The organism is Streptosporangium sp. NPDC000509 (assembly GCF_042898365.1).
GTDB lineage: Bacteria > Actinomycetota > Actinomycetes > Streptosporangiales > Streptosporangiaceae > Streptosporangium.
This window is the reverse complement of sequence record NZ_JBIAYX010000018.1, coordinates 57,233-78,091: the sequence shown is the minus strand read 5'-3', so window position 1 is coordinate 78,091 and position 20,859 is coordinate 57,233. Positions and strand designations below refer to the sequence as shown.

General features: G+C 69.6%; 19 protein-coding genes. 1 reads left to right on the top strand and 18 read right to left on the bottom strand.

Features of this window, described 5'->3' with window-relative positions:
- Positions 1-24 precede the first annotated feature (24 nt).
- The 3 genes from ACFY3D_RS30070 to ACFY3D_RS30060 form a co-directional block, all read right to left on the bottom strand.
- Complete coding sequence (locus ACFY3D_RS30070; RefSeq protein ID WP_389985747.1) at positions 25-822, bottom strand: ABC transporter permease; 798 nt, start codon at positions 820-822, stop codon at positions 25-27.
- Positions 823-824: 2 nt separating this feature from the next.
- Positions 825-1,940 carry an ABC transporter ATP-binding protein gene (locus tag ACFY3D_RS30065; RefSeq protein ID WP_389985452.1) on the bottom strand — a complete coding sequence of 372 codons (1,116 nt, stop codon included), beginning with the start codon at positions 1,938-1,940 and terminating at the stop codon, positions 825-827.
- 94 nt (positions 1,941-2,034) lie between these two features.
- Positions 2,035-5,220 carry a S41 family peptidase gene (locus tag ACFY3D_RS30060; protein ID WP_389985449.1) on the bottom strand — a complete coding sequence of 1,062 codons (3,186 nt, stop codon included), beginning with the start codon at positions 5,218-5,220 and terminating at the stop codon, positions 2,035-2,037.
- Positions 5,221-5,285: 65 nt separating this feature from the next.
- Between ACFY3D_RS30060 and ACFY3D_RS30055 the strand changes: the two genes are divergently transcribed.
- A complete protein-coding gene (locus tag ACFY3D_RS30055; protein ID WP_389985446.1) occupies positions 5,286-5,876 on the top strand; it encodes a cob(I)yrinic acid a,c-diamide adenosyltransferase in 591 nt (196 codons plus the stop codon).
- A 152-nt stretch (positions 5,877-6,028) separates the two neighbouring features.
- Here the strand turns inward: ACFY3D_RS30055 and ACFY3D_RS30050 are convergent, their stop codons facing one another.
- The 15 genes from ACFY3D_RS30050 to ACFY3D_RS29980 all read right to left on the bottom strand — a co-directional run bounded on the left by ACFY3D_RS30050 (position 6,029) and on the right by ACFY3D_RS29980 (position 20,824).
- On the bottom strand, positions 6,029-6,439 hold the full coding sequence (locus tag ACFY3D_RS30050; protein ID WP_389985443.1) for a DUF2550 domain-containing protein: 411 nt from the start codon (positions 6,437-6,439) through the stop codon (positions 6,029-6,031).
- 44 nt (positions 6,440-6,483) lie between these two features.
- Positions 6,484-6,891 carry a F0F1 ATP synthase subunit epsilon gene (locus ACFY3D_RS30045; RefSeq protein WP_389985440.1) on the bottom strand — a complete coding sequence of 136 codons (408 nt, stop codon included), beginning with the start codon at positions 6,889-6,891 and terminating at the stop codon, positions 6,484-6,486.
- Positions 6,892-6,959: 68 nt separating this feature from the next.
- Positions 6,960-8,387, bottom strand: coding sequence for a F0F1 ATP synthase subunit beta (gene atpD, locus ACFY3D_RS30040; protein WP_389985437.1), 1,428 nt, complete (start codon positions 8,385-8,387; stop codon positions 6,960-6,962).
- A gap of 1 nt (position 8,388) precedes the next feature.
- The gene (locus tag ACFY3D_RS30035; RefSeq protein WP_362897513.1) at positions 8,389-9,291 is read right to left on the bottom strand and encodes a F0F1 ATP synthase subunit gamma; all 903 of its coding nucleotides are present in this window, start codon (positions 9,289-9,291) and stop codon (positions 8,389-8,391) included.
- Positions 9,292-9,294: 3 nt separating this feature from the next.
- Positions 9,295-10,944, bottom strand: a complete 1,650-nt coding sequence (gene atpA, locus ACFY3D_RS30030) for a F0F1 ATP synthase subunit alpha (RefSeq protein ID WP_389985434.1) — start codon at positions 10,942-10,944, stop codon at positions 9,295-9,297.
- Between the two features lie 23 nt (positions 10,945-10,967).
- Positions 10,968-11,777 (bottom strand): F0F1 ATP synthase subunit delta, encoded by an 810-nt coding sequence (locus tag ACFY3D_RS30025; RefSeq protein WP_389985431.1) that lies wholly within the window; start codon positions 11,775-11,777, stop codon positions 10,968-10,970.
- Between the two features lie 46 nt (positions 11,778-11,823).
- A complete protein-coding gene (locus ACFY3D_RS30020; protein WP_350948565.1) occupies positions 11,824-12,369 on the bottom strand; it encodes a F0F1 ATP synthase subunit B in 546 nt (181 codons plus the stop codon).
- A gap of 30 nt (positions 12,370-12,399) precedes the next feature.
- Complete coding sequence (atpE, locus tag ACFY3D_RS30015; protein WP_350948564.1) at positions 12,400-12,627, bottom strand: ATP synthase F0 subunit C; 228 nt, start codon at positions 12,625-12,627, stop codon at positions 12,400-12,402.
- A 65-nt stretch (positions 12,628-12,692) separates the two neighbouring features.
- The gene (gene atpB, locus ACFY3D_RS30010; RefSeq protein WP_389985427.1) at positions 12,693-13,481 is read right to left on the bottom strand and encodes a F0F1 ATP synthase subunit A; all 789 of its coding nucleotides are present in this window, start codon (positions 13,479-13,481) and stop codon (positions 12,693-12,695) included.
- Between the two features lie 67 nt (positions 13,482-13,548).
- Complete coding sequence (locus ACFY3D_RS30005) at positions 13,549-13,764, bottom strand: AtpZ/AtpI family protein (RefSeq protein ID WP_343975662.1); 216 nt, start codon at positions 13,762-13,764, stop codon at positions 13,549-13,551.
- Positions 13,765-13,836: 72 nt separating this feature from the next.
- Entirely contained in the window at positions 13,837-14,262 is a 426-nt protein-coding gene (locus ACFY3D_RS30000) for a hypothetical protein (protein WP_389985424.1), read from the bottom strand.
- Positions 14,263-14,414: 152 nt separating this feature from the next.
- Positions 14,415-15,794, bottom strand: a complete 1,380-nt coding sequence (locus ACFY3D_RS29995; protein WP_389985421.1) for a glycosyltransferase family 4 protein — start codon at positions 15,792-15,794, stop codon at positions 14,415-14,417.
- Positions 15,795-15,851: 57 nt separating this feature from the next.
- Positions 15,852-17,117 carry a serine hydroxymethyltransferase gene (glyA, locus tag ACFY3D_RS29990; RefSeq protein ID WP_362897506.1) on the bottom strand — a complete coding sequence of 422 codons (1,266 nt, stop codon included), beginning with the start codon at positions 17,115-17,117 and terminating at the stop codon, positions 15,852-15,854.
- A 314-nt stretch (positions 17,118-17,431) separates the two neighbouring features.
- The gene (locus tag ACFY3D_RS29985; RefSeq protein WP_350948559.1) at positions 17,432-17,812 is read right to left on the bottom strand and encodes a hypothetical protein; all 381 of its coding nucleotides are present in this window, start codon (positions 17,810-17,812) and stop codon (positions 17,432-17,434) included.
- A 177-nt stretch (positions 17,813-17,989) separates the two neighbouring features.
- Entirely contained in the window at positions 17,990-20,824 is a 2,835-nt protein-coding gene (locus ACFY3D_RS29980; protein WP_389985418.1) for a hypothetical protein, read from the bottom strand.
- Positions 20,825-20,859 lie beyond the last annotated feature (35 nt).

Below are 20,859 nucleotides of genomic sequence, written 5' to 3'. Positions count from 1 at the left end.
TCGGCCGGCATTTCGTTATGCACGTTAGCCGTGCCGGGGTTCCCAGCGGAACAGCCATCGGGCCAGCAGCCCGGCCACCGCGATCCAGGCCAGCAGGATCGCGAATGAGGGCAGCGCGGCCACCCACTGCCCGCCCGTGCTCAGCGCCTCACCACCCCCGGAGATGTGGTCACCGCCCAGGAAGGCGGTACGCGCGATCTCCACGATCGGAGTCGCGGGAAGCAGGGCGGCGACGTGGCCCAGCACACCGGGCAGCGTGTCCGCGGGGAACGCGATCGGGGCGCCGACCAGCACGAGCAGGAGCACCGGCAGCACCGTGACCTGGGCGAGTTCGGCGTTCGGCGTGAGGCCGGAGAAGGCGGCGGCGAGCAGGCAGAACAGCGTGACCCCCAGGACGGCGACGGTCACGAGCATCGGCACGTTCGCCGGCGTGACCCCCTCGGCCCGCCGCATCCAGACGGCCAGAAGCGCCACCTGGGCGAGATAGAGCACGAGCGCCCCGAGGGCGCCGCCACCGAGGATCGCCGGCCCCGACGGCTGGCTCGCGCGCAGCCGCTTGAGCACCAGTTCCTCGCGCCGGGCGGTGAAGGAGTTCACCAGGTTGACGAAGACCGCGAACACCAGCAGCACCCCTGGCAGCCCGGCCAGGACGAAAAGCCTCCCGGCCACGCCGTCGATCTTCTCGGCGCCGACCGCCTGGGTGTACAGCCAGGCCATCAGGAGCGGCAGCAGGAGCACGTTGAACAGGACCGTGGTGTTCCTGCTCACCAGGGTGAGATCGATCCTCGCGAGCCTGATCGCGTGCAGCACGTCGGTTCTCATGGTCACTCGCCCCTTCTCGCCGGTCCTGCCGCCACCGGCCCGCCGTCGGCCCGCCGATCCGTACCGTCGTCTCCGGCGTCCCCGGCCGGCGACGCCTCCCCTGCCACCCGCAGGAAGACGTCCTCCAGGGTTCCCCGGCGTACGGCCAGCCGTTCCAGGGTCTCGCCCCGCGCGTCGGCCCAGTCCAGCAGCAGCCGGACCGCCGCGTGCGCGCGGGCCTCCGCTCGCGCGCCGGTCAGGGTGTAGGCGACCCCCGTATCGCCCGTGTCGCCGCCGTAGGTCAGTACGGGGGATACGCCGTCCAGCGGGGGCAGTTCGCCGAAGGTCCAGGAGATGCCGGGAAGGCGGAAGGAGATCCGGTCGCCGGAGCCGGCCACCACCTCCTCGACGGTGCCCTGGAGGTGGATCCGGCCCTCGTGCATGATGGCCAGCCGGTTGGCGAGGCGTTCGGCCTCCTCCAGGTAGTGGGTGGTGAGCAGCACCGTGGTGCCCCCCGCCCGCAGGTCCTCGATCACCTTCCAGGTGGCGCGACGCGCCTCGGGGTCCATGCCGGTGGTCGGCTCGTCCAGGAAGAGCACCTCCGGCCGGGAGATCACCGCCAGTGCGAGGTCGAGCCTGCGCCGCTGGCCGCCGGAGAGCTGCCGGACCCTGGTCCTCGCCTTCCTGGCCAGCCCCGCCGCCTCCAGCGCGTCCATGGTCCCCGGATCCGTGCCCCTGCGCCGGCCGGGAAGGGAGAACGTCCTCGCGGAGGCGGCGGTACGGCCGTCGCGGCTCAGCCCCTCCCACAGGCCGACGGTCTCCGCGACCGTGAGGTCACCGAGGAAGCCGCCCTCCTGCAGCATGATCCCCACACGGGGCCGCAGCGTCCGGCGCTGCCTGACCGGGTCGAGCCCGAGCACCCGGACGCTGCCGTCGGTGGGGGCCCTGAAACCCTCCAGGACCTCCACGGTGGTGGTCTTGCCTGCGCCGTTCGTGCCGAGCAGGGCGAACAACTCGCCCCTCGGGACGTCGAAGGAGACGCCGCGCACCGCCTCGAAGTCGCCGTACGCCTGCCGGAGCCCACCGACCTCGATCACACTGTCGAGGCCCGGCGGGTCCGTCACCTGTGGTGTTCTCATGACGACAATCGTCGTCGTCCGGCATTCGACCAGGTAGTCGTGGATATCACCGGAAAACAGTGATCTTTACGGTGTTCCGGGTGACAAATGTCAACTACTGGCGGGGGGGCAGCGCGGGACGCCGCCGGGAGGGCCGGGTGGAGCGATCGGGTGGGGTCGCCGCCGGACGCTCCTCCAGCGCGGCCAGCACGAGCCGTACCGCCTCCTCGATCTGCGGGTCCCTGTCCTGCGCCCAGTCGTCGGGGGTGATGTCGACCTCGACGTCGGGATCGACACCGTAGTTCTCCACGCCCCAGCCCAGCTCCTCGAACCAGAAGGAGTACTTGGGCACGGTGACGCGCGAGCCGTCGACCAGGCGGTGGTCGTCCTCGATACCGATGACGCCTCCCCAGGTTCGGGTGCCCACCACGGGCCCGAGCTTGTGGATCTTGAAGGCCGCGGTGACGATGTCGCCGTCGGATCCGGCGTTCTGGTTGGTGATCGCGACGAGCGGACCGCGCGGCGCGTCCTCGGGATAGGTGATCGGCGTCATGCCCCTGGGCAGGTCCCAGGCGATGACCCGGCGGATCAGCTTCTCGATGACCAGCTCGGAGGTGTGGCCGCCTCGGTTCCCCCGTACGTCCACCACGAGCCCTTCGAAGGTCATCTCCCTGCGCAGGTCGCGGTGGAACTGCGCCCAGCCCTCGGCCACCATGTCCGGGATGTGCAGGTAGCCGAGGCGTCCGTCGCCGAGTTCCCTGACCCGTGCCCGGCATCCGGCCACCCAGTGCTGGTAGCGCAGGCGCCGGTCGTCGCGGAGCGGTGTGACGACCACCCGCCGCCCGCCGCCCAGGGTCAGCTCGACCGGCTTGTCGGCGGCGCCGACCAGCAGCCGCGCGGGTCCCTCCGGCGGCACCGGGCGCCCGTCGACCGCGAGCAGCGCCTCTCCCGGCTGGACGCCCGCCCCCGGCCCGGCGAGCGGCGAGCGGGCGTGCACGTCGGAGGACTCCGCGGGCAGCACCCGGTCCACCTGCCAGCGGCCGTCGTCGCCCCTGGAGAGGTCGGCGCCGAGCAGCCCGACCGGTTCTGAGGCCGGGTAGCCCCAGGGAGCGGCGTCGACGTAGGCGTGCGAGCTGCCCAGCTCCCCCAGGACCTCCCAGAGCAGGTCGGCGAAGTCGTCGGCGGTGGCGACCCGGTCCACCAGCGGCCGGTACTCCTCCAGCACGTTCTCCCAGTCGACGTCGGCCATGTCCTCGACCCAGAAGTCGGCGCGCATCCTGCGGCCCGCCTGGGCGTAGGCGTGCCGCCGCAGGACGCGCGGGTCGGCGGTGATCCGGATCCTGGACAGGTCGACGGTCGCGTCGTCACCGTTCTTGCCGCCCTGCTTGCCCCCGGCGGGACGAACCGTGAGCGTGCCCTTGTCGCTGACGACGAGCTGTGTGCCGTCACCGCTCACCCGGTACCAGTCGAGCTTGTCGACCACTTCCTTCCACTCGCGCTTGACCAGGTCGTAGCGGTCCAGCGCCGGGCGGGGCGCCTCGCCGCCCACCTCGTCCCTGTCCTCGCCGAGCTCCCCCGCCAGCGGCTCCCGCAGCCAGACGAACCCGCCCTTGACCGCGCGCAGGTCCGAGTAGCGGCCCTCGGGCACCGGAACCTGCACGACCCTGGCGGCGATGCCCTCCAGGTCCACGGTGAGCGCGCCGTCGTTCTTGCCGTCGTCGCCGGACCCGGAACCCGAGTCCGAGTCGGGGTCGGCCGCCCTTCCCGCGGCGCTGGGCGCGAACGGGGACGGCGTGGACGCGGACAGCGGCACCAGGTAGGGCCGGTAGCCGAAGGGGAAGGACATGTCGAAGGAGTGCGCGTCGTAGACCGGGTCGAAGCCGCGTCGCGACAGGAACGCCAGATAGTCCCCCGCGAAAGCGGGTGAGATGTCCACGAACCGGCCGTCGGTGACGTCGGTGACGACCCGGTCCGCCACCCTCGCCAGCCTGATCCTGCGCAGCTGGGGGCCGTCGGGGTGCGACCAGGCCAGCCAGGCCGAGTCGGGCGACCAGGTCAGGCCGTGGATCTCCCCGTCGGCCCTGGCCAGCTCCACGGCCTCGCCGGAGGCCACGTCGACCAGGAGCAGCCGTCCGTTCCTCGCGGTCACCGCGATCGTGTTCCCGTCGGGCGCGACGGCGAGGTCACCGACCTCGCCCAGCGTCCCCACGGCGATCCTGCGGCTCTCCCCGCCGCCCGCCGGGACGATCTCCAGCCCCTGCGTCTCGCCGTCGTCGAAGACCCACACCACGCGGTCGTCGCCGAGCATGCGGGGCCGCCCCGCCGACAGGCCGTCGCTGAGCTGCCGCGCCGGGCCGTCCCGGTGCGTCACCCAGTGCACCGTTCCCTGGACCTCCACCGCGCTGGCACGCCCGGTCGCGTCCACGGCCAGGTCGTGCAACCGCCTGCCCGCGTTGACCTGGTACGGCTGCCGCCCGCGCAGCGGGGAGCCGAGGGTGACGTCGAGTTTGCGGGCCTCGGCGTCGAGATCGTCCAGGAGGTAGAGGTCTCCGGCGTTCTGGTAGACGATCCGGGTCCCGTCGGTGGTGGCGTGCCGGGCGTAGAAGACCTCGTGGTCGGTGTGGCGGCGCAGGCCGCCGCCGTCCAGGTCGCAGGAGTAGAGGTTGCCGATGCCCTCGTGGTCGGAGAGGAAGACGAGCCGCCCCCCGACGAGCATCGGGCTCGCGAGGTGGCCGTTCAGGTCGGTCAGGATCCGGGTGAAGTCACCGTCGCCGCGCCGCACCCACAGGCGGCCCGCCGTGCCGCCCCGGTAGCGCTTCCAGACCGCGGGGTCGCGGGGAAGCCCTCCGGCGAGCAGCGCCACCGTGTCCCCCGCGGTTCCCCCCGCCATCGACAGGTCGTTGACCGGGCCGTACGGCAGCCGCTCGACCCGTCCCTCACCGAGCGCGTAGGCCCAGGTCTGCGAAGCGAACGGCTGGCCGGTCGCGCTGATCGCGAGGACCTCGCCGTCCGGCGTCCAGCCGCGCGTCCGCGTCCGCGCGTCTCCCCAGTAGGTCAGCCGCTCCGCGGAACCGGACTCCAGGTCCGCCAGGTAGACCTCGGGAGCGCCGTCACGGACACCGGTCCAGGCGACCCTGGTGCCGCCTGGCGAGAGACGAGGGTGGCTCGCGGGGGCTCGGTCCAAGGAGAGACGCCACGCACGGCCGCCGTCCGCCGGGGCCGCCCACACGTCGTCGTCGGCGACGAAGGTGAGCGTCTCGTGGGAGATGTGGGGGAATCGCAGGTAGAAACCAGAAACCATCGACAAATCATATGGTCCTCTATCAGGTTAAACAGGATGGTTTTCCTGCCGATACGCTGAGCCTCATGACGCGAGCTGACAGAGACAACCCGGTGGTGCTCTCGAAGATCTACACCCGTACCGGGGACGACGGCACGACCGCGCTCGGCGACATGAGCCGCACTCGCAAGACCGATCCGCGCCTGGCCGCCTACGCGGACGTCGAGGAGGCGAACGCCGCGATCGGCGTCGCCCTCGCCGCGGGGACCCTGGAGGCGGACGTCACCGCCGTCCTCAGCCGGATCCAGAACGAACTTTTCGACGTCGGGGCCGACCTGTGCGCCCCGGTCGTGGAGAACCCCGAGTTCCCCCCGCTGCGCGTCGAGCCCTCCTACATCGACTGGCTGGAGGCGCGGTGCGACGAGTTCAACAAACGCCTCACGCCGCTGCGCAGCTTCATCCTGCCCGGCGGCACCCCGGCCGTGGCCGCGCTCCACGTCGCCAGGACCGTGGTCCGGCGGGCCGAGCGGACCGCCTGGTCGGCCATGGAGGCCCACGACGACATCAACCCGCTCACCGCGAAGTACCTCAACCGGCTGAGTGATCTGATGTTCATCCTCTGCCGGGTGGCCGCGGGCGGCGACGAGATCCTCTGGAAACCCGGCGGCACCCGCTGAGAGCGAGCGCCGACGGATCCCCACGGAGAAACCCGTCGGCACACGCGAAGAACGCGGACCGCGGCCGGCCCGACGGCAGCCCACGGAGAAACCCGTCGGCACACGCGGAGAGCGAGGATCGCGCCCTGCCCGGCGGGTGCCGGGCAGGTGGGTCAGGCGACGTCGAGGTAGGCGCTGGGCGGGGCGGACTCCAGCCAGGCGACGAAGCCCGTCAGTGCCCGGTATCCCATCGCGAGCTCGAAGGTGTCATTCCCATTGCGGCACTCGATCGCCGTCACGCCCTCGATGAACCCGAAGAACTCACCGGACCCGACCTTGCGCCGTCCGGAAACCACAAGGCCGCGCCTCACGATGACGTGGCGCGGCCTTGGGAGCAGACCTATGAGCGGAATCCAGTTGAGGTGGCCGTCGGCGTAGCGGGCCACCCCGACCCGCCAGCCCCGCTTCTTCGACAGCGAGCGCAGACAACAGAGCACCGATCCCCGGGAGCGGGTGAGTATCAGAACCCGAAGGCCCAGGAGGGCGACGAGCAGCCCCAGCACGATGAGAACATCCACCACCATGTCTGCTCGCCCCCCAAAAGCGCGTACAGCCTAAGAAGCAGAATTTATCCGACTTCTTCCCCGGCCGCGCGCAACCGGGCCTTGGCACGCCTCGCCCCGGCGGCCGCGTCCGCGTCTTCCTGCTCGGATTCGATCGAGGCCTGAGCCCGCTCCAGCGCACTCTTCGCGCGGGCGATATCGACCTCGGACCCCAGCTCGGCCACCTCGGCCAGAACCGACACCTCGTCGTCGGCCACCGAGAGGAACCCTCCGTGGACGGCGGCGACGAGATCGGCCTCGCCGTTGCCTCGCTTGATCTTCAGCAACCCGCCCTCGACGAGAACGCCGAGCACGGGCGCGTGCTTAGGCATGATACCGATCTCGCCGTCGACGGTCTTGGCAATGACCATGTCGGCCTCACCGGACCAGATCTCACGCTCCGGGGAGACGACGCCTACTCGCAGCTTCGCCACTTTCTCTCCAGTTCCTTATCGAACCAGGCGCCGGTACGGCCGCATGACCGTACCGGCGCCGAAGGCGACTAGCGGGCGAGTTCCTTGGCCTTGGCCACGGCCTGGTCGATGCCGCCGACCATGAAGAACGCCTGCTCGGGCAGGTGGTCGTAGTCGCCGGCGCACAGACCCTTGAACGAGGCGATGGTCTCGTCCAGCGGGACGTTCTCGCCGGGCTGACCGGTGAACGCCTCGGCGGCGTACATCGGATGGGACAGGAAACGCTCGATACGACGGGCCCGGTTGACGGTGACCTTGTCCTCTTCCGAGAGCTCGTCGATACCGAGGATCGCGATGATGTCCTGCAGCTCCTTGTACTTCTGCAGGATCCGCTTGGTCTCCTGGGCCACGCGGTAGTGCTCCTCGCCGACGATCAGCGGGTCGAGGATCCGCGAGGTGGAGTCGAGCGGGTCCACCGCAGGGTAGATGCCCTTCTCCGAGATCGGCCGCGAGAGAACGGTCTGCGCGTCGAGGTGCGCGAACGCGTTGTGCGGGGCCGGGTCGGTGATGTCGTCCGCGGGGACGTAGATCGCCTGCATGGAGGTGATCGAGTGACCGCGGGTCGAGGTGATGCGCTCCTGGAGAACACCCATCTCGTCGGCCAGCGTCGGCTGGTAACCCACCGCGGACGGCATACGGCCGAGCAGGGTGGACACCTCGGAGCCGGCCTGGGTGAACCGGAAGATGTTGTCGATGAACAGCAGCACGTCCTGCTTCTGGACGTCACGGAAGTACTCCGCCATGGTCAGGGCGGAGAGCGCGACGCGCAGACGGGTGCCCGGGGGCTCGTCCATCTGACCGAAGACGAGGGCGGTGTCCTTGAGGACGTTCGCCTCCTCCATCTCCAGCCAGAGGTCGTTGCCCTCACGGGTGCGCTCGCCGACGCCGGCGAACACCGAGGTGCCACCGAAGTTACGGGCGACCCGGCGGATCATCTCCTGGATCAGAACGGTCTTGCCCACGCCCGCGCCGCCGAACAGGCCGATCTTGCCGCCCTGCACGTACGGGGTGAGCAGGTCGATGACCTTGATGCCGGTGGTCAGCATCTCGGTGCGCGACTCAAGGGTGTCGAAGGAGGGCGAAGGGCGGTGGATGCCCCAGCGCTCGCTGATCTGGAGCGACGAGGTCTCGACGTCCAGCGACTCGCCCAGGGTGCTCCACACGTGGCCCTTGACGACGTCGCCGACGGGGACCGAGATGGCCGCGCCGGTGTCGGTCACCGGGGCGCCACGGGTGAGGCCGTCGGTGGGCTGCATGGAGATCGCGCGGACGAGGTTGTCACCCAGGTGCTGGGCGACCTCCAGGGTGAGGACCTTCGCCTCGCCCTGGAGCTCGACGTCCACCTTGAGGGCGTTGTAGATATCGGGCATCGCCTCGACGGGGAACTCCACGTCGACGACGGGACCGGTGACCCGCGCGACGCGGCCCACGCCGGTCTCAACAGTCTGTGCAGTCATTTCACTCTTTCCCCGCTGCGGAGTCGGCCAGCGCGTTCGCGCCACCGACGATCTCGCTGATTTCCTGGGTGATCTCGGCCTGGCGGACCTGGTTCATCTGCTGGGTGAACACGCGGATGAGCTCGTTGGCGTTGTCGGTGGCCGACTTCATGGCCCGGCGGCGCGAGGCCTCCTCCGAGGCCGCCGACTGGAGCAGCGCGCTGAAGATGCGCGACTCCACGTAACGCGGCAGCAGCGTGTCGAGGACCTCGCCCGCGTTGGGCTCGAACTCGAAGTAAGGAAGCGGCGTGTCGGACGCCTCCTCCACGCTCTCCTCGACCTCCAGCGGGAGGATCCGCTTGACCACGACCTCCTGCGTCAGCATCGAGACGAACTCGGTGGAGACGATGTGGATCTCGTCCACCCCGTCGTCGTCCGAGAACGCCTCGATCAGCGTGCCGGCGATCGCCTTGGCGTCGGAGTAGGCGGGCTTACGGGAGAACCCCGTCCACTGCCCGCCCATCTCACGGTTGCGGAAGGTGTGCCAGGCGACGCCCTTGCGACCCGTCACGTAGGGCACGGGCTCGACGCCCCTGTCCCTGAGCAGGTTGCCGAGCGCCTCCGCCTCGCGAAGGATGTTGGCGTTGAAGCCGCCGCAGAAGCCGCTGTCGCTGGTGACGATCAGGACGGCGGCCCTGGAGGGCTGCTCCTTGGCCACCGTCAGCGGATGGTCGGTGACGGTGGTGTTGCTGACCACGCTCGTGACGGCGTGGGTGATCTCGCGCTCGTACGGCACCGCGGCCTGCATGCGCTGCTGGGCCTTGACGATGCGGGACGAGGCGATGAGCTCTTGGGCGCGGGTGATCTTCGCCGTGGACTTGACCGACTTGATCCTCCGCCGCAGCAGTCTTAGCTGGGCACCCATCGGCTACTTCTTCTCCACCGAGCGGACTCGCTTCGTGATCTTCTCCTGGCCGACCTCGGCCTCGCCGAGCGCGGCGACCGGCTCGTCGTTGACCAGGTACTCGCCGGAGGAGGTCTCGAAGCTCTTCTTGAACTCGGTGATGGCGTCCTTGAGGGTGGTGATCGTGTCGTCGGACAGGTCACGGGTCTCGCGGATGCCGTCGAAGACGCCCTTGTTCTCACGGCCCAGGTAGTCGAGGAACTCCGACTCGAAGCGGCGGATGTCCTCGACCGGGACGTCGTCGAGCTCACCGGTGGTGCCGGCCCAGACCGACACGACCTGCTTCTCGACGGGGAACGGGCTGTACTGGGCCTGCTTGAGCAGCTCGACCAGGCGCTGACCGCGCTCCAGCTGGGCGCGGGAGGCCGCGTCCAGGTCGGAGGCGAAGGAGGCGAACGCCTCCAGGTCACGGAACTGCGACAGCGAGAGACGCAGGGTGCCGGCGACCTTCTTCATCGCCTTGATCTGCGCCGAGCCGCCGACTCGGGAGACGGAGACACCGACGTTGATGGCCGGACGCACACCCGCGTTGAACAGGTCGGTCTCGAGGAAGCACTGGCCGTCGGTGATGGAGATGACGTTGGTGGGGATGAACGCCGAGACGTCGTTGCCCTTGGTCTCGATGATCGGCAGGCCGGTCATCGAGCCGGACCCCATGTCCTTGGAGAGCTTCGCGCAGCGCTCAAGGAGGCGGGAGTGCAAGTAGAAGACGTCGCCGGGGAACGCCTCGCGACCCGGCGGACGGCGCAGCAGGAGGGAGACCGCGCGGTAGGCGTCGGCCTGCTTGGTCAGGTCGTCGAAGACGATGAGGACGTGCTTGCCCTGGTACATCCAGTGCTGGCCGATGGCCGAGCCGGTGTAGGGCGCGAGGTACTTGTAGCCGGCCGGGTCGGAGGCCGGAGCGGCGACGATGGTGGTGTACTCCATCGCGCCCGCCTCCTCAAGGCGGCCCTTGACCTGGGCGATCGTGGAGCCCTTCTGGCCGACCGCGACGTAGACGCAGAGAACCTGCTTGTCGGGGTCGCCGGAGAGCCAGTTCTCCCGCTGGTTGAGGATGGTGTCCACGGCGACGGCGGTCTTGCCCGTGCCACGGTCACCGATGATCAGCTGGCGCTGACCGCGGCCGATCGGCGTCATGGCGTCGACCGCCTTGAGACCGGTCTGCAGCGGCTCCTTCACCGGCTGGCGCTGGACCACCGAGGGGGCCTGGAGTTCGAGGGCGCGCAGGCCCTCCGCCTCGATCGCGCCCTTGCCGTCCAGGGGGACACCCAGGGGGTCGACCACCCGGCCGAGGAAGCCGTCGCCGACCGGCACGGACAGGACCTCGCCCGTCCGGCGGACCGACTGGCCCTCCTCGATCTTGCTGAAGTCGCCCAGAACGACGACACCGATCTCTCGGACGTCCAGGTTCAGTGCCAGGCCACGCGTGCCGTCCTCGAACTCAAGCAGCTCGTTCGCCATCGCCGAGGGAAGGCCGGAGACATGGGCGATACCGTCGCCGCAGTCGACGACGGTCCCGATCTCCTCGCGCGCGGCACCTTCCGGCTCGTACGCCTGGACGAAGCGCTCAAGTGCGTCCCGGATCTCGTCCGGCCGGATCGTAAGCTCCGCCATCTCTCTTCAGTCTCCCTATTCGCCTAGCCGGCCAACCGGCGGCGGACTTCTTCGATTCGTCCCGCGATGGTGGTGTCGATGAGGTCGTCCCCGATGTGGACCGAGAACCCTCCCAGCACCCGCGGATCCACCTCGACGTTCAGATGAACGTCGCGGCCGTACGAGGTGCGCAGCCACGTGGCGAGACGCTGCTTCTGCACCTCCGAGAGCACGACGGCGCTGCGCACCACCGCGACGAGGCGCTGCCGCTGGGCGGCGACCAGCCTGCCGAACTCGGCAAGCCCACTGTCCAGGCTACGTCCTCTCGGATGCAGCACGAGCTGGATGACCAGGCGCAGGGTGGTGGGGGCCACCTTTCCGGCCAGGAGGGAGTTCAGCAGCTCCCGCTTGGCCGGTGCCGGGGCCGCCGGCGCCGTCAAGGTCCGGTAAAGCTCCAGGTTCGAGGCGGTGATGCGCCCGAACCTGAACAGCTCGTCCTCGACGTCGTCGAGCCTGCCCTGTGCCTCCGCCTCGGCCGCGGCGGCGATGACGCCGAGGCGCTCCAGTGCGTCGGCCAGGTCGCCCAGGCGCGCCCACTTCGCGGACACGGCCGCGATGACCGTCTCCAGCGCGGCACCGCTGATCTTGCCCTCCAGCAGCACCCGTACGACCTGCGCCTTCTGGGCCGCGGGACGTGCGGGGTCGGAGAGGTTGCGGCGGAGCCCGTGCTCACGGTCCAGCAGGTCGGCGACCGAGAAAAGCTCGTCGGCCAGCGTGCCGAGGTCGGCGCTTCCCGCCACGGCGTTGAAGCGCTCTTCGACCTCGGCCAGCGAGGCCCTGCTCAGGCCCCTCATCGGCTGCTCACCGACACTCGCGCGTCACGCCCGGTTCGCCGCGTCATCAGCGGACCGCCGCGCTGCTCGACTCGAGCTCCTCAAGGAACCTGTCGACGGTGCGGCGCTGACGCGCCTCGTCCTCCAGGGACTCCCCGACGATGCGGCCGGCGAGCTCGATCGACAGGCGGCCGAGCTCGGTGCGGAGCTGGGCGAACGCCTGCTGGCGGTCGGCCTCGATCTGCAGGTGCGCGGCCTCGACCAGGCGGCGGGCCTCGGCCTGCGCCTCCTCGCGGAGCTCGGCCTTGATCTGCGCGCCCTGCTCGCGGGCCTCCTCACGCAGCCGCGAGGCTTCGTGACGGGCTTCGGAGAGCTGGTCCTTGTACTGCTTGAGCAGCGCCTGGGCCTCGGCCTGGGCGTCCTCGGCTCGCTTGATGCCGCCCTCGATCGCGTCGGTCCGCTCGGCCAGGGTCTTCTGGATGCGCGGGGTGAGGATCTTACCGACGACGAAGAGGACGACGAAGAACGCGAAACCGCCGACGACCAGCTCGTAGAGGTGCGGCATGAGCGGGCTGTTGCCCTCGGCCGCCAGGAGCTTAGCTGCGGTAGTCATCGATGCAGCCTTCCGTCAGGGTGTTTTCTATCAGAGGCCGTAGATGAACGGCGCGACAAGACCGATCAGGGCCAGCGCCTCGACGAGCACGAAGCCCAGCAGCATGTTCTGGCGGATCAGGCCGTAGGTCTCGGGCTGGCGGGCGATGGCCTGCAGACCGTTACCGAAGATGAGACCGACACCGATGCCGGGGCCGAGCGTGGCGAGTCCGTAACCGATGGAACCGATATTGCCGGAGACCTCAGCGATGACGTTCATTGCTGTTTCCTTTACAAGATGGCCGGTGAACGAGTCTCACCGGTCTGAACTGGACGAGAAGGGTCTTAGTGCTCGGCGTGCAGCGAGCCGCCGATGTACATCGCGGCGAGCAGCGCGAACAGGAAGGCCTGGAGGAACTGGATGAACATCTCGAACCCGGTCATCGCGATCGTCATGATGACGCCGACGACACCCACCGGAGCCCCGAACGGCGTGAGCTGCTCGAAGAGGAACCAGAAACCGACGGCGCTGAAGAAGGCGAGGATGATGTGGCCCGCGAACATGTTGGCGAAGAGTCGCACGGCGTGGGTGAACGGCGCCACGATCATGTTGGAGAGGAACTCGATCGGCGCGAGCAGCAGGTAGATCGGCTTGGGCAGGCCGGGCGGGAACATCATGTTCTTGAAGTAGCCGATACCGCCCTGGTGCTTCACACCCAGGTAGATCTTCAGCACGTAGATGCTCACCGCCAGGACGATCGGGAAGGCGATGTGCGAGGCGACCGGGAACTGCAGGAAGGGGACGACCCCCATCAGGTTCCAGATCCAGACCAGGAAGAACAGGCTCAGCAGCAGGCCCATCCAGCGGTCGGCGTCCTTACCGAGGAAGGGGCGGGCCACCTGGTCGCGGACGAACGTGTAGCCGACCTCACCGATGTTCTGGATGCCCCTGGGGACCAGCTTCGGGTTGGCGAAGGCCGACCAGCAGAAGGCTATGACCAGGAGCGAGCTCAGCAGGGCGAGCAGGACCGGCTTGGTGAACCAGGCGACGCCGGGAATGATCGGGGGGAGATCGAACAGCTCAAGCCCGGGGGCCTTGAACTCGTCGGCGGCGAGGACCGTCAGCGCCTTCACGCGGCGTTCCCTTCAACGTGGTAGTGGATCAAGATTGCTTCCTCAGCGAAGCGACCGCCGCGCGAGGTCAGCGACCGTATTTCCGGTAGACCAGGTAGATGGCGAGAACGACACCGACGATCACTCCGATCGGTGTGAACACAGCCACGCCGGTCCAACGGCTCAGCAACCAACCACCGCCGCCGTACAGAATGATCCCGGAGAGAATGTAACTGGGAACCGACCAGGCAGCATTGGCGAAGTCGCGGCCATCGCTCTCGGGCCTGCGTTCTTGTTCGCTCATTGCGGGCATGACAATAGCAGCCAGGCAGATGACTAGTCATATCGGGTCCCCGCCGCCCGGTCATAATACGCCTCACCGGGGGTCACCCCGACCGGGAACGGTCGCACTCGGGTCGACGTAGAGCATCTTCGTCTTCATGAACCCCCACATCTCACCGGCCGTCCAGACGACGGTGCAGATGATCGCCGACCAGCCGAAGGCTCGGGGCTCGAAGGCGGTGGCACTCTCGAAAGTTTTAAGGAGCGCCATGATGATCAGGACCTTCACCGCGTAGGTGACGATCGCGGCGACCATCATCATGGCGGGAGAGATCCTGCTCGCGTAGGAGACCGCGACCAGGCTCACCGTGAAGAAGACCGCCACCACCAGGAGGCCGAGCGCGGCCCCCAGCGCCCCCTTGCCACCGGAGAGCAGCGTCGCCGCGAGCACGACGACCACGCCCGCGGCGGCGGTGGGTATCACGGCCCCTTTGAGGACGCGCACGTCGTTGGCATGCATCGGCACTCCCTGTGGCTGTTATCAAGCGAGCGATTGCTACGTCGCAGATCCGGCTGACCCCCGGACCCGTTAGTGAAAGCTATCACAAGCTCTCGGAAGGCCGCCTTTACCTGCTGTTTCAAGTAAACGATCAAGGTGCTGCCGAAAACGGCTCAAAGCGGCGTCTCAGAGTTCGAGAAACCCTGACGGGGAGCGCTGAGCGACAGGTCGGGCAGCGCCGAGAGCGTCGCCGTGTCGTCGCCGGCGGCGGCCGGACGGGGTCCCGACGCCTCCGAGGGATACGGATGGGGCCTGCCTCGGTGCGGCTGCCCGCCGGGACGCGCGTGCCGCCCCGGCCCCTCCGCCGGACCCGCGGGACCCGTGGGATAGGCAGGATCCGGCCCACCACGCCCCTCGCTCCCCCCCTCGGCCTCGCCCTCGGCCCCGCCGAGGTCGCGGCGGGCGCGCCAGCGGGGCAGCGCCATCATCACCAGCACACCGATCGCGAGCAGCACGGTGAGCGGGAACAGGATGAGCGGGACGCCCTCGATGGACAGCGCCACGACCGCGAAGGCGAAAAGGAAGGTCCACGCGTACATGATCATGACGCTGCGGCGGTGCGAGTGGCCGATGTCCAGCAGCCGATGGTGCAGATGCCCCCGGTCGGGTGAGAACGGCGACAGGCCGTTGGACGTGCGCCGGATCACCGCCATGATCAGGTCCAACAGCGGGAGCACCAGGATCGCGACCGGCACGAGCAGGGGAAGGATGACGGGGAAACGGTTGATGCTGCTGGAGTCGAGCGGCGTGACCAGGATCATCGTGGAGGCGAGGACCAGGCCGATCAGCATCGCCCCCGTGTCGCCCATGAAGATCTTCGCCGGGTGGAAGTTGTGCGGCAGGAAGCCGAGGCAGATCCCGATGAGCACCGAGGCGATGACCGCCGTCGCGTTGATGCTGGTGTTGCCGTAGTCCTTCGACAGGGCCACCGAGTACGTCCACGTGGCCATCGCGGCGATGCCGACGATCCCCGCGGCGAGCCCGTCGAGCCCGTCGACGAAGTTGACCGCGTTGATCATGACGACCACGATCAGGATCGTGATCAGCGGGCTCAGCGTCGAGTCCAGGATGGTCTGCCCGCCCAGCGCGGTGGGCAGCGGGAGCCACGGCAGGCTGACACCGAAGGTGACGAGCACCCCCGCGGCGCCGATCTGCCCGGCGAGCTTGACCAGCGCGTCCATGCCCAGCCAGTCGTCCAGGAAGCCGGTCAGCGTGATCAGGCCACCCGCGGCGATCAGCGCGATCACGGTCTTGCCCTGGCCCTCGGCCGCCAGCTTGCCCCCGGCGTAGGGCAGCTCTCCGGCGATCAGCAGACCGGCGACCAGGCCACCGTACATCGCCAGGCCACCGAGCCTGGGGGTCGGCGTGGTGTGCACGTCACGGCTGCGAACCTCGGGCATGGCGCCGATCCGAACGGCGAAAACGCGGATCAGGGGAACCAGCAGGTACGTCACCGCGGCCGCGACGAGCGCCATGAGTAGGTATTCGCGCACGGAACCAGTTTCGCGGATAGTCCGGCCACCTGTGACCGGAAAACGACACAGAACAGCTCATAGTTCGCTGGGATATATCTGATGAGCCCTCGTCAACACCTCGACGCGCTCCCGTATCTCCCCCGTCGCGTCCGGATCTCGGATGGCCTGCGCGACCATCGAGGCCACTTCCTTCATCTCCTCGGGGCCCATTCCCTGAGTCGTGACACAGGGGGTGCCGACCCGGATCCCCGAGGTCACCGTGGGCGGCTCGGGATCGTAGGGGATCGCGTTGCGGTTCAGCGTGATCCCGGCCGCCTGGCACCGCTGCTCGGCCACCGCTCCGGAGATCCCGACATCGCGCAGATCGATCAGCGCCAGATGGCTGTCGGTGCCCCCGGAGACCGGCCGCATACCCTCGGCGGCGAGCGCCTCGGCCAGCACCTGGGCGTTCGCCACCACCTGTCGCGCGTACTGTGCGAACTCCGGCCGCAGCGCCTCGCCGAACGCGACCGCCTTGGCCGCCACCGCGTGCATGAGCGGGCCCCCCTGCACGAACGGGAAGACCGCGCGATCGATCCTGGGTCCCAGCTCCCCCGTGCACATGATCCCGCCGCCTCTCGGACCGCGCAGCGCCTTGTGCGTGGTGAAGGTCACCACGTCCGCGTACGGCACGGCGGACGGCAGGGCCAGTCCGGCCATCAGGCCGACGGTGTGCGCGACGTCGGCGAGCAGCCAGGCGCCCACCTCGTCCGCGATCCCGCGGAAAGCGGCGAAGTCGATCTCACGCGGATAGGCGGTGGCGCCACAGATGATCATCTTGGGCTGGTGCCGAAGCGCCAGCTCCCTCACCTCGTCGTAGTCGATCAGCTCGGTGTCCCTGCGCACGCCGTACGCCACGACGTCGAACCAGCGCCCCGAGAAGTTGACCTTGGAGCCGTGGGTGAGGTGGCCGCCGTGCGACAGCTCCATCGCGAGCATGGTGTCGCCGGGCTGGAGCAGGGCCGCGTAGGCGGCCAGGTTCGCCGAGGCGCCGGAGTGGGGCTGCACGTTGACGTGCTCGGCGCCGAACAGCAGCTTGGCGCGGTCGATCGCGAGCCGCTCGGCCCGGTCGACGACCTCGCACCCGGCGTAGTAACGCCTGCCGGGATAACCCTCGGCGTACTTGTTGGTGAGCGTCGAGCCGAGCGCGGCGAGCACGGCGGGTGAGGTGAAGTTCTCGCTCGCGATCAGCTGGACGCCGCCACGGAGCCGGTCGAGCTCGTCGAGGAGCACACTCGCGATCTCCGGGTCCTCGCGCTGCAGGAGACCGAAATCCGGCCCGTAGTACGGTTCTGCGCCCATGGCTCACACCCCGAAGACGACGACTCACCCCCACTGTAAGCCCGCCCGCCCCGGTTGTCCCAGGTCAAGGACGTGCCGCCCCGGAAGGCGTGTCGCGAGGGAGCGCCCTCATCGCAGAGACCGCATCGCAGGAACACCCGTCAGGCAGACGCGACGTCACCCGGAGAACCGTCCCACGAGACCGCGTTTCCCGGAAGATCGACACCCTCGACGGGGCCGCCTCACGAACACCCGTCAGGCAGACGCGACGCCGCCCGGAGAACCGTCCCACGAGACCGCGTTTCCGGAGGGTTCGGCACCCCGGCGGGGCCGCCTCACGAGAACGCGTGCGGGGCTCCGGATCTGACCGGCACCCACCTCGGCGTGTCGGCCGCCTGGTCGCTGATCGACGTCAGGACCGCCTGCCGGTAGAGGCCAAGGCGGGTGCGCCACTCCGTCATGTCCTCGACGTAGCGGCCGGAGACGGGCGCGTCCCAGACGTCGCTGCTCCTGGCGAGCTGGTAGGCCTTGTCCAGGCTGGAGGTCAGCGTGTCGAGCACGGGGAGCACCTGCCTCCACATCATGACCAGCCGCTGGTAGTCGGGGTTGAACTCCCACGACGTGGCCGCGTCCGGGGACGGCAGACCGGTGCTGGCCGAGGCCGGAGGGGTCTCCCCCGGCTGCATCGGCTGCGGTGCGGGTGGATCCACGAACATCACAGGCTCCTCACCCTCGCTGACACGCTCCCTGCCTCCTGCTCACTGACCCTCTTCACTCGCCGACCACGCTCAAGGACGAGGACGAACCGCCGGCACACTCACCGCCTGCCGCCCTTCGCTTCCCAGGCGCCTCTCACCCACCCGCTCGCCGCCTCGGTGCCGCCTTCGCGACGGTCACCGGCCGTCCCCCGGAGGCGGGACAGGCCGCAGCGGATCTCCCGCTTCCACATCGCCCGCAGGACCGTCGGGCAGGATGTCCATGGGCACCCAGGCGCCCTCGCCCCAGGTCTCCCCGTCGGGCACGCTCACGCCGGGCATCTCCAGCGGTTCGATCTCGCGGGCGTTGTCGGCGAGCGTCCTGAGCGCGTCGAGGTCGAGCGGACCCGCCTCCGCGGTGACGACGTCGCTGCCGTCGTTCGCCCACCGGGCGACCGAACCCCCGTCCTGCTGTGCGACCGGTTGCGTGTCCGGTCGCACGGGCGGCTGCGCGTCCGGCTGTACGGCCGGTTGCGCGGACACACCCTCGGGAGCCGCTCCCGCCTGTCCGGAAACCCCTGCCGCATCCTGCGCCACAGCGGAAACCGCGTCACCGACGGCCGGCACCCGCATCCCGTCCGGCCGCGCGGCGGCCTCGCCCGAGGTCGTATTCGCCGTCTGGATCGCGGGCTCGCCCGAAGCCGTCCCGACGGGCCGGAGCGCGGCCTCACCGGTGGACCGGGAAGGGGAGTCTCCCTGCGTCACATCGGCGGGCCTCGGGGCGGGATCGCCCGAGGTCGTACCCGTGGACTGGGGAGTCGCGTCGCCACCGGTGCCCGGCGGCTGGACGGTCTGGTCCGTGGTCGGGCCCGCCGTGTCGAGGAGCGGGTACGCGGGCTTGGCGGAATCGAGCGGTTGGTGCGGCTCAACCCAGCCGGGCTGCCCCCCGGTGACGGAGACGTTGTCGACACCCGGCATCTCCAGCGGCGGGATGTCCTCGATGTTCTTCAGCAGCTCGTCGACCTCGGCCGCCGTGGGCGCGTCGAGCGGGATCTGGAGCACCTTCACCCCGTCGACCTCCACGACCTTCGCCCTGGAATCGCCGCTCTGGTCGATGTCGTCGGGGTGATCCTTCCTCGGGGTGTCGAGAACGGTGTCGCCGGACGACCCTCCCCCGTCTCTGGGCGAGCGCTCGTCGCCCTTGGAGCCGGTGTCACTCTTGGCGTCGGAATCGTTCACGGGCGCGTTCCCCGTGGAATCCCCACGCGGCGTCGTCTCATCACCCTTGGACCCCGTGTCGCCCTTGGCGTCGGAATCGTTCACCGGCACGGTGCCGGTCGAATCCTGCCCGCGCGGCGTCGTCTCATCGCCCTTGGCGTCGGGCGCGTTCCCCGTGGAATCCCCACGCGGCGTCGTCTCATCACCCTTGGACCCCGTGTCGCCCTTCGCGTCGGAATCGTTCACCGGCACGGTGCCGGTCGAATCCTGCCCGCGCGGCGTCGTGTCGCCCGAGTTGATGACCTCCCTCCCCCCGTCGTCGGCCCTGGGCGGCTCCGGCGTGGGCGTGGAGTCCCCCTGCGGCGCCCCGGGCGCGGGGGCGGTGTCCGGGTTGGGAGCCCCGGGCGTACGCGGGAGGTCGGGCGTCTCGCGCGGCGCGGTGTCGACGGGCTGCCCTCCCCCCTGCGGGTTCTCCCCCGGTCCGGGAACCGCGGGCTTCAGATCCTCGACCCTCGGCGTCTCGGGATGCGTCCCCTCGGTTCTGGGGACGTCCGGCGCGGGCGCGGAATCCTGCCTGGGCACCTCCGCGCCCTCGGCGTTCGGGGCACCCGGCGTGGGCGCGCCCTCGACGTTCGGCATCTCGGGGACGCGACCCGGCGCGGGGGCCTCCGGCCGGGTGTCCTCGCCCCTCGGCACGTCCGGTACGGACTGGGAGTCCGGGTTGTACACCTCCGACGGAGGCACGGCATCGTCCCTCGGGGCCTCCGGCACGGGGTCCGGGCGGGGAGGCTCAGGACGGGGCTCCTCGGCCTTCGGAGGCTCGGGACGGGGTTCCTCCGCCTTGGGAGGTTCGGGACGGGGCTCCTCGGCCTTGGGCGGCTCAGGCGTCGGATCGGGCCGGGGAGGCTCAGGACGCGGCTGCTCCGCCTTGGGCGGCTCAGGTGTGGGATCGGGCCTGGAGGTCTCGCGCGGCGCGGTCTCAGTCGGTTTCGCGGTCTCCTTGGGCTTCTCCCGCTCCTCCTTGGACTTCTCCCCCTCCCGCTCCTCCTTGGCCTTCTCTCCTTCGCGCGGAGAGGTCTCGTCGGCCTTCGACCCCGTTTCCGGTTTCCGGTCGTCGGCCCCGGACGCCTCGGGTTTCCGCGTCTCCTTCCGATCATCCCGCTCATCCCGCGGGGAGGTCTCGTCGCTCTTCGAACCGGCCTCCGGCTTGGCCTCGTCGGCCTTCGGGGAGTCGGCCTTCGGGGAGTCGTGCTTGCCGTCGGGCTTGGACTCGTGCTTGGAGTCAGGCTTGCTGTCGTCTTTGGAGGAGTCTTTGGGATCGTCGCGCTGGGTGGCCTCCGCCGACTGGTCGCCGACGCGGGGCTTGTCGTCCGTCCCGACGGCCGGCTTGAGCTCGTCCGCCTTCGGGGTCTCGGGCTTGGCCCCGTTCTGAGAACCGCTCTCCGGCTTGGCGCCGTTCTGAGAGCCCGACTCGGGCTTGGCACCGTTCTGGGCGTCCGTCTCCGGCTTCGCGCCCTCGCCCTGGGAACCCGCCTCGGGCTTCGTGTCCCCGGCCTTCGGCTCGGTGGGGGGCGCCGTCCCGTTCTGGCTGACCCTCTTCTCCAGCAGCGCCACGCGGGCGGAGACGTCGCGGACCATCACGTCGCACGCGTCGGCGATCTGGACGGGTCTGTGGGTCGACTGAGAGGACAGGCCCGCCCCGCTCATCATCTGCGAGACCTTGCCTTCGACGTCCCGCATCCGCTCGGCCGCCCGCTGAACCTCGGACAACAGATCGCGGACCAGCTTGGGGTCCATTCCTTCGAACTTGCCCATGGACGTCTCCCAGGAAGTGTCGGCCCACTTCAAGG

Coding starts and splice junctions, on each gene's coding strand:
- ACFY3D_RS30000 (WP_389985424.1), bottom strand. CDS start 14,262: ATGCATGCCAACGACGTGCGCGTCCTCAAAGGGGCCGTGATACCCACC.
- atpE (WP_350948564.1), bottom strand. CDS start 12,627: ATGAACGTCATCGCTGAGGTCTCCGGCAATATCGGTTCCATCGGTTAC.
- ACFY3D_RS30070 (WP_389985747.1), bottom strand. CDS start 822: ATGAGAACCGACGTGCTGCACGCGATCAGGCTCGCGAGGATCGATCTC.
- ACFY3D_RS30055 (WP_389985446.1), top strand. CDS start 5,286: ATGACGCGAGCTGACAGAGACAACCCGGTGGTGCTCTCGAAGATCTAC.
- ACFY3D_RS30065 (WP_389985452.1), bottom strand. CDS start 1,940: ATGAGAACACCACAGGTGACGGACCCGCCGGGCCTCGACAGTGTGATC.
- ACFY3D_RS30005 (WP_343975662.1), bottom strand. CDS start 13,764: ATGAGCGAACAAGAACGCAGGCCCGAGAGCGATGGCCGCGACTTCGCC.
- ACFY3D_RS30035 (WP_362897513.1), bottom strand. CDS start 9,291: ATGGGTGCCCAGCTAAGACTGCTGCGGCGGAGGATCAAGTCGGTCAAG.
- ACFY3D_RS29985 (WP_350948559.1), bottom strand. CDS start 17,812: ATGTTCGTGGATCCACCCGCACCGCAGCCGATGCAGCCGGGGGAGACC.
- ACFY3D_RS30050 (WP_389985443.1), bottom strand. CDS start 6,439: ATGGTGGTGGATGTTCTCATCGTGCTGGGGCTGCTCGTCGCCCTCCTG.
- ACFY3D_RS30025 (WP_389985431.1), bottom strand. CDS start 11,777: ATGAGGGGCCTGAGCAGGGCCTCGCTGGCCGAGGTCGAAGAGCGCTTC.
- atpA (WP_389985434.1), bottom strand. CDS start 10,944: ATGGCGGAGCTTACGATCCGGCCGGACGAGATCCGGGACGCACTTGAG.
- ACFY3D_RS30020 (WP_350948565.1), bottom strand. CDS start 12,369: ATGACTACCGCAGCTAAGCTCCTGGCGGCCGAGGGCAACAGCCCGCTC.
- glyA (WP_362897506.1), bottom strand. CDS start 17,117: ATGGGCGCAGAACCGTACTACGGGCCGGATTTCGGTCTCCTGCAGCGC.
- ACFY3D_RS29980 (WP_389985418.1), bottom strand. CDS start 20,824: ATGGGCAAGTTCGAAGGAATGGACCCCAAGCTGGTCCGCGATCTGTTG.
- ACFY3D_RS30060 (WP_389985449.1), bottom strand. CDS start 5,220: ATGGTTTCTGGTTTCTACCTGCGATTCCCCCACATCTCCCACGAGACG.
- atpD (WP_389985437.1), bottom strand. CDS start 8,387: ATGACTGCACAGACTGTTGAGACCGGCGTGGGCCGCGTCGCGCGGGTC.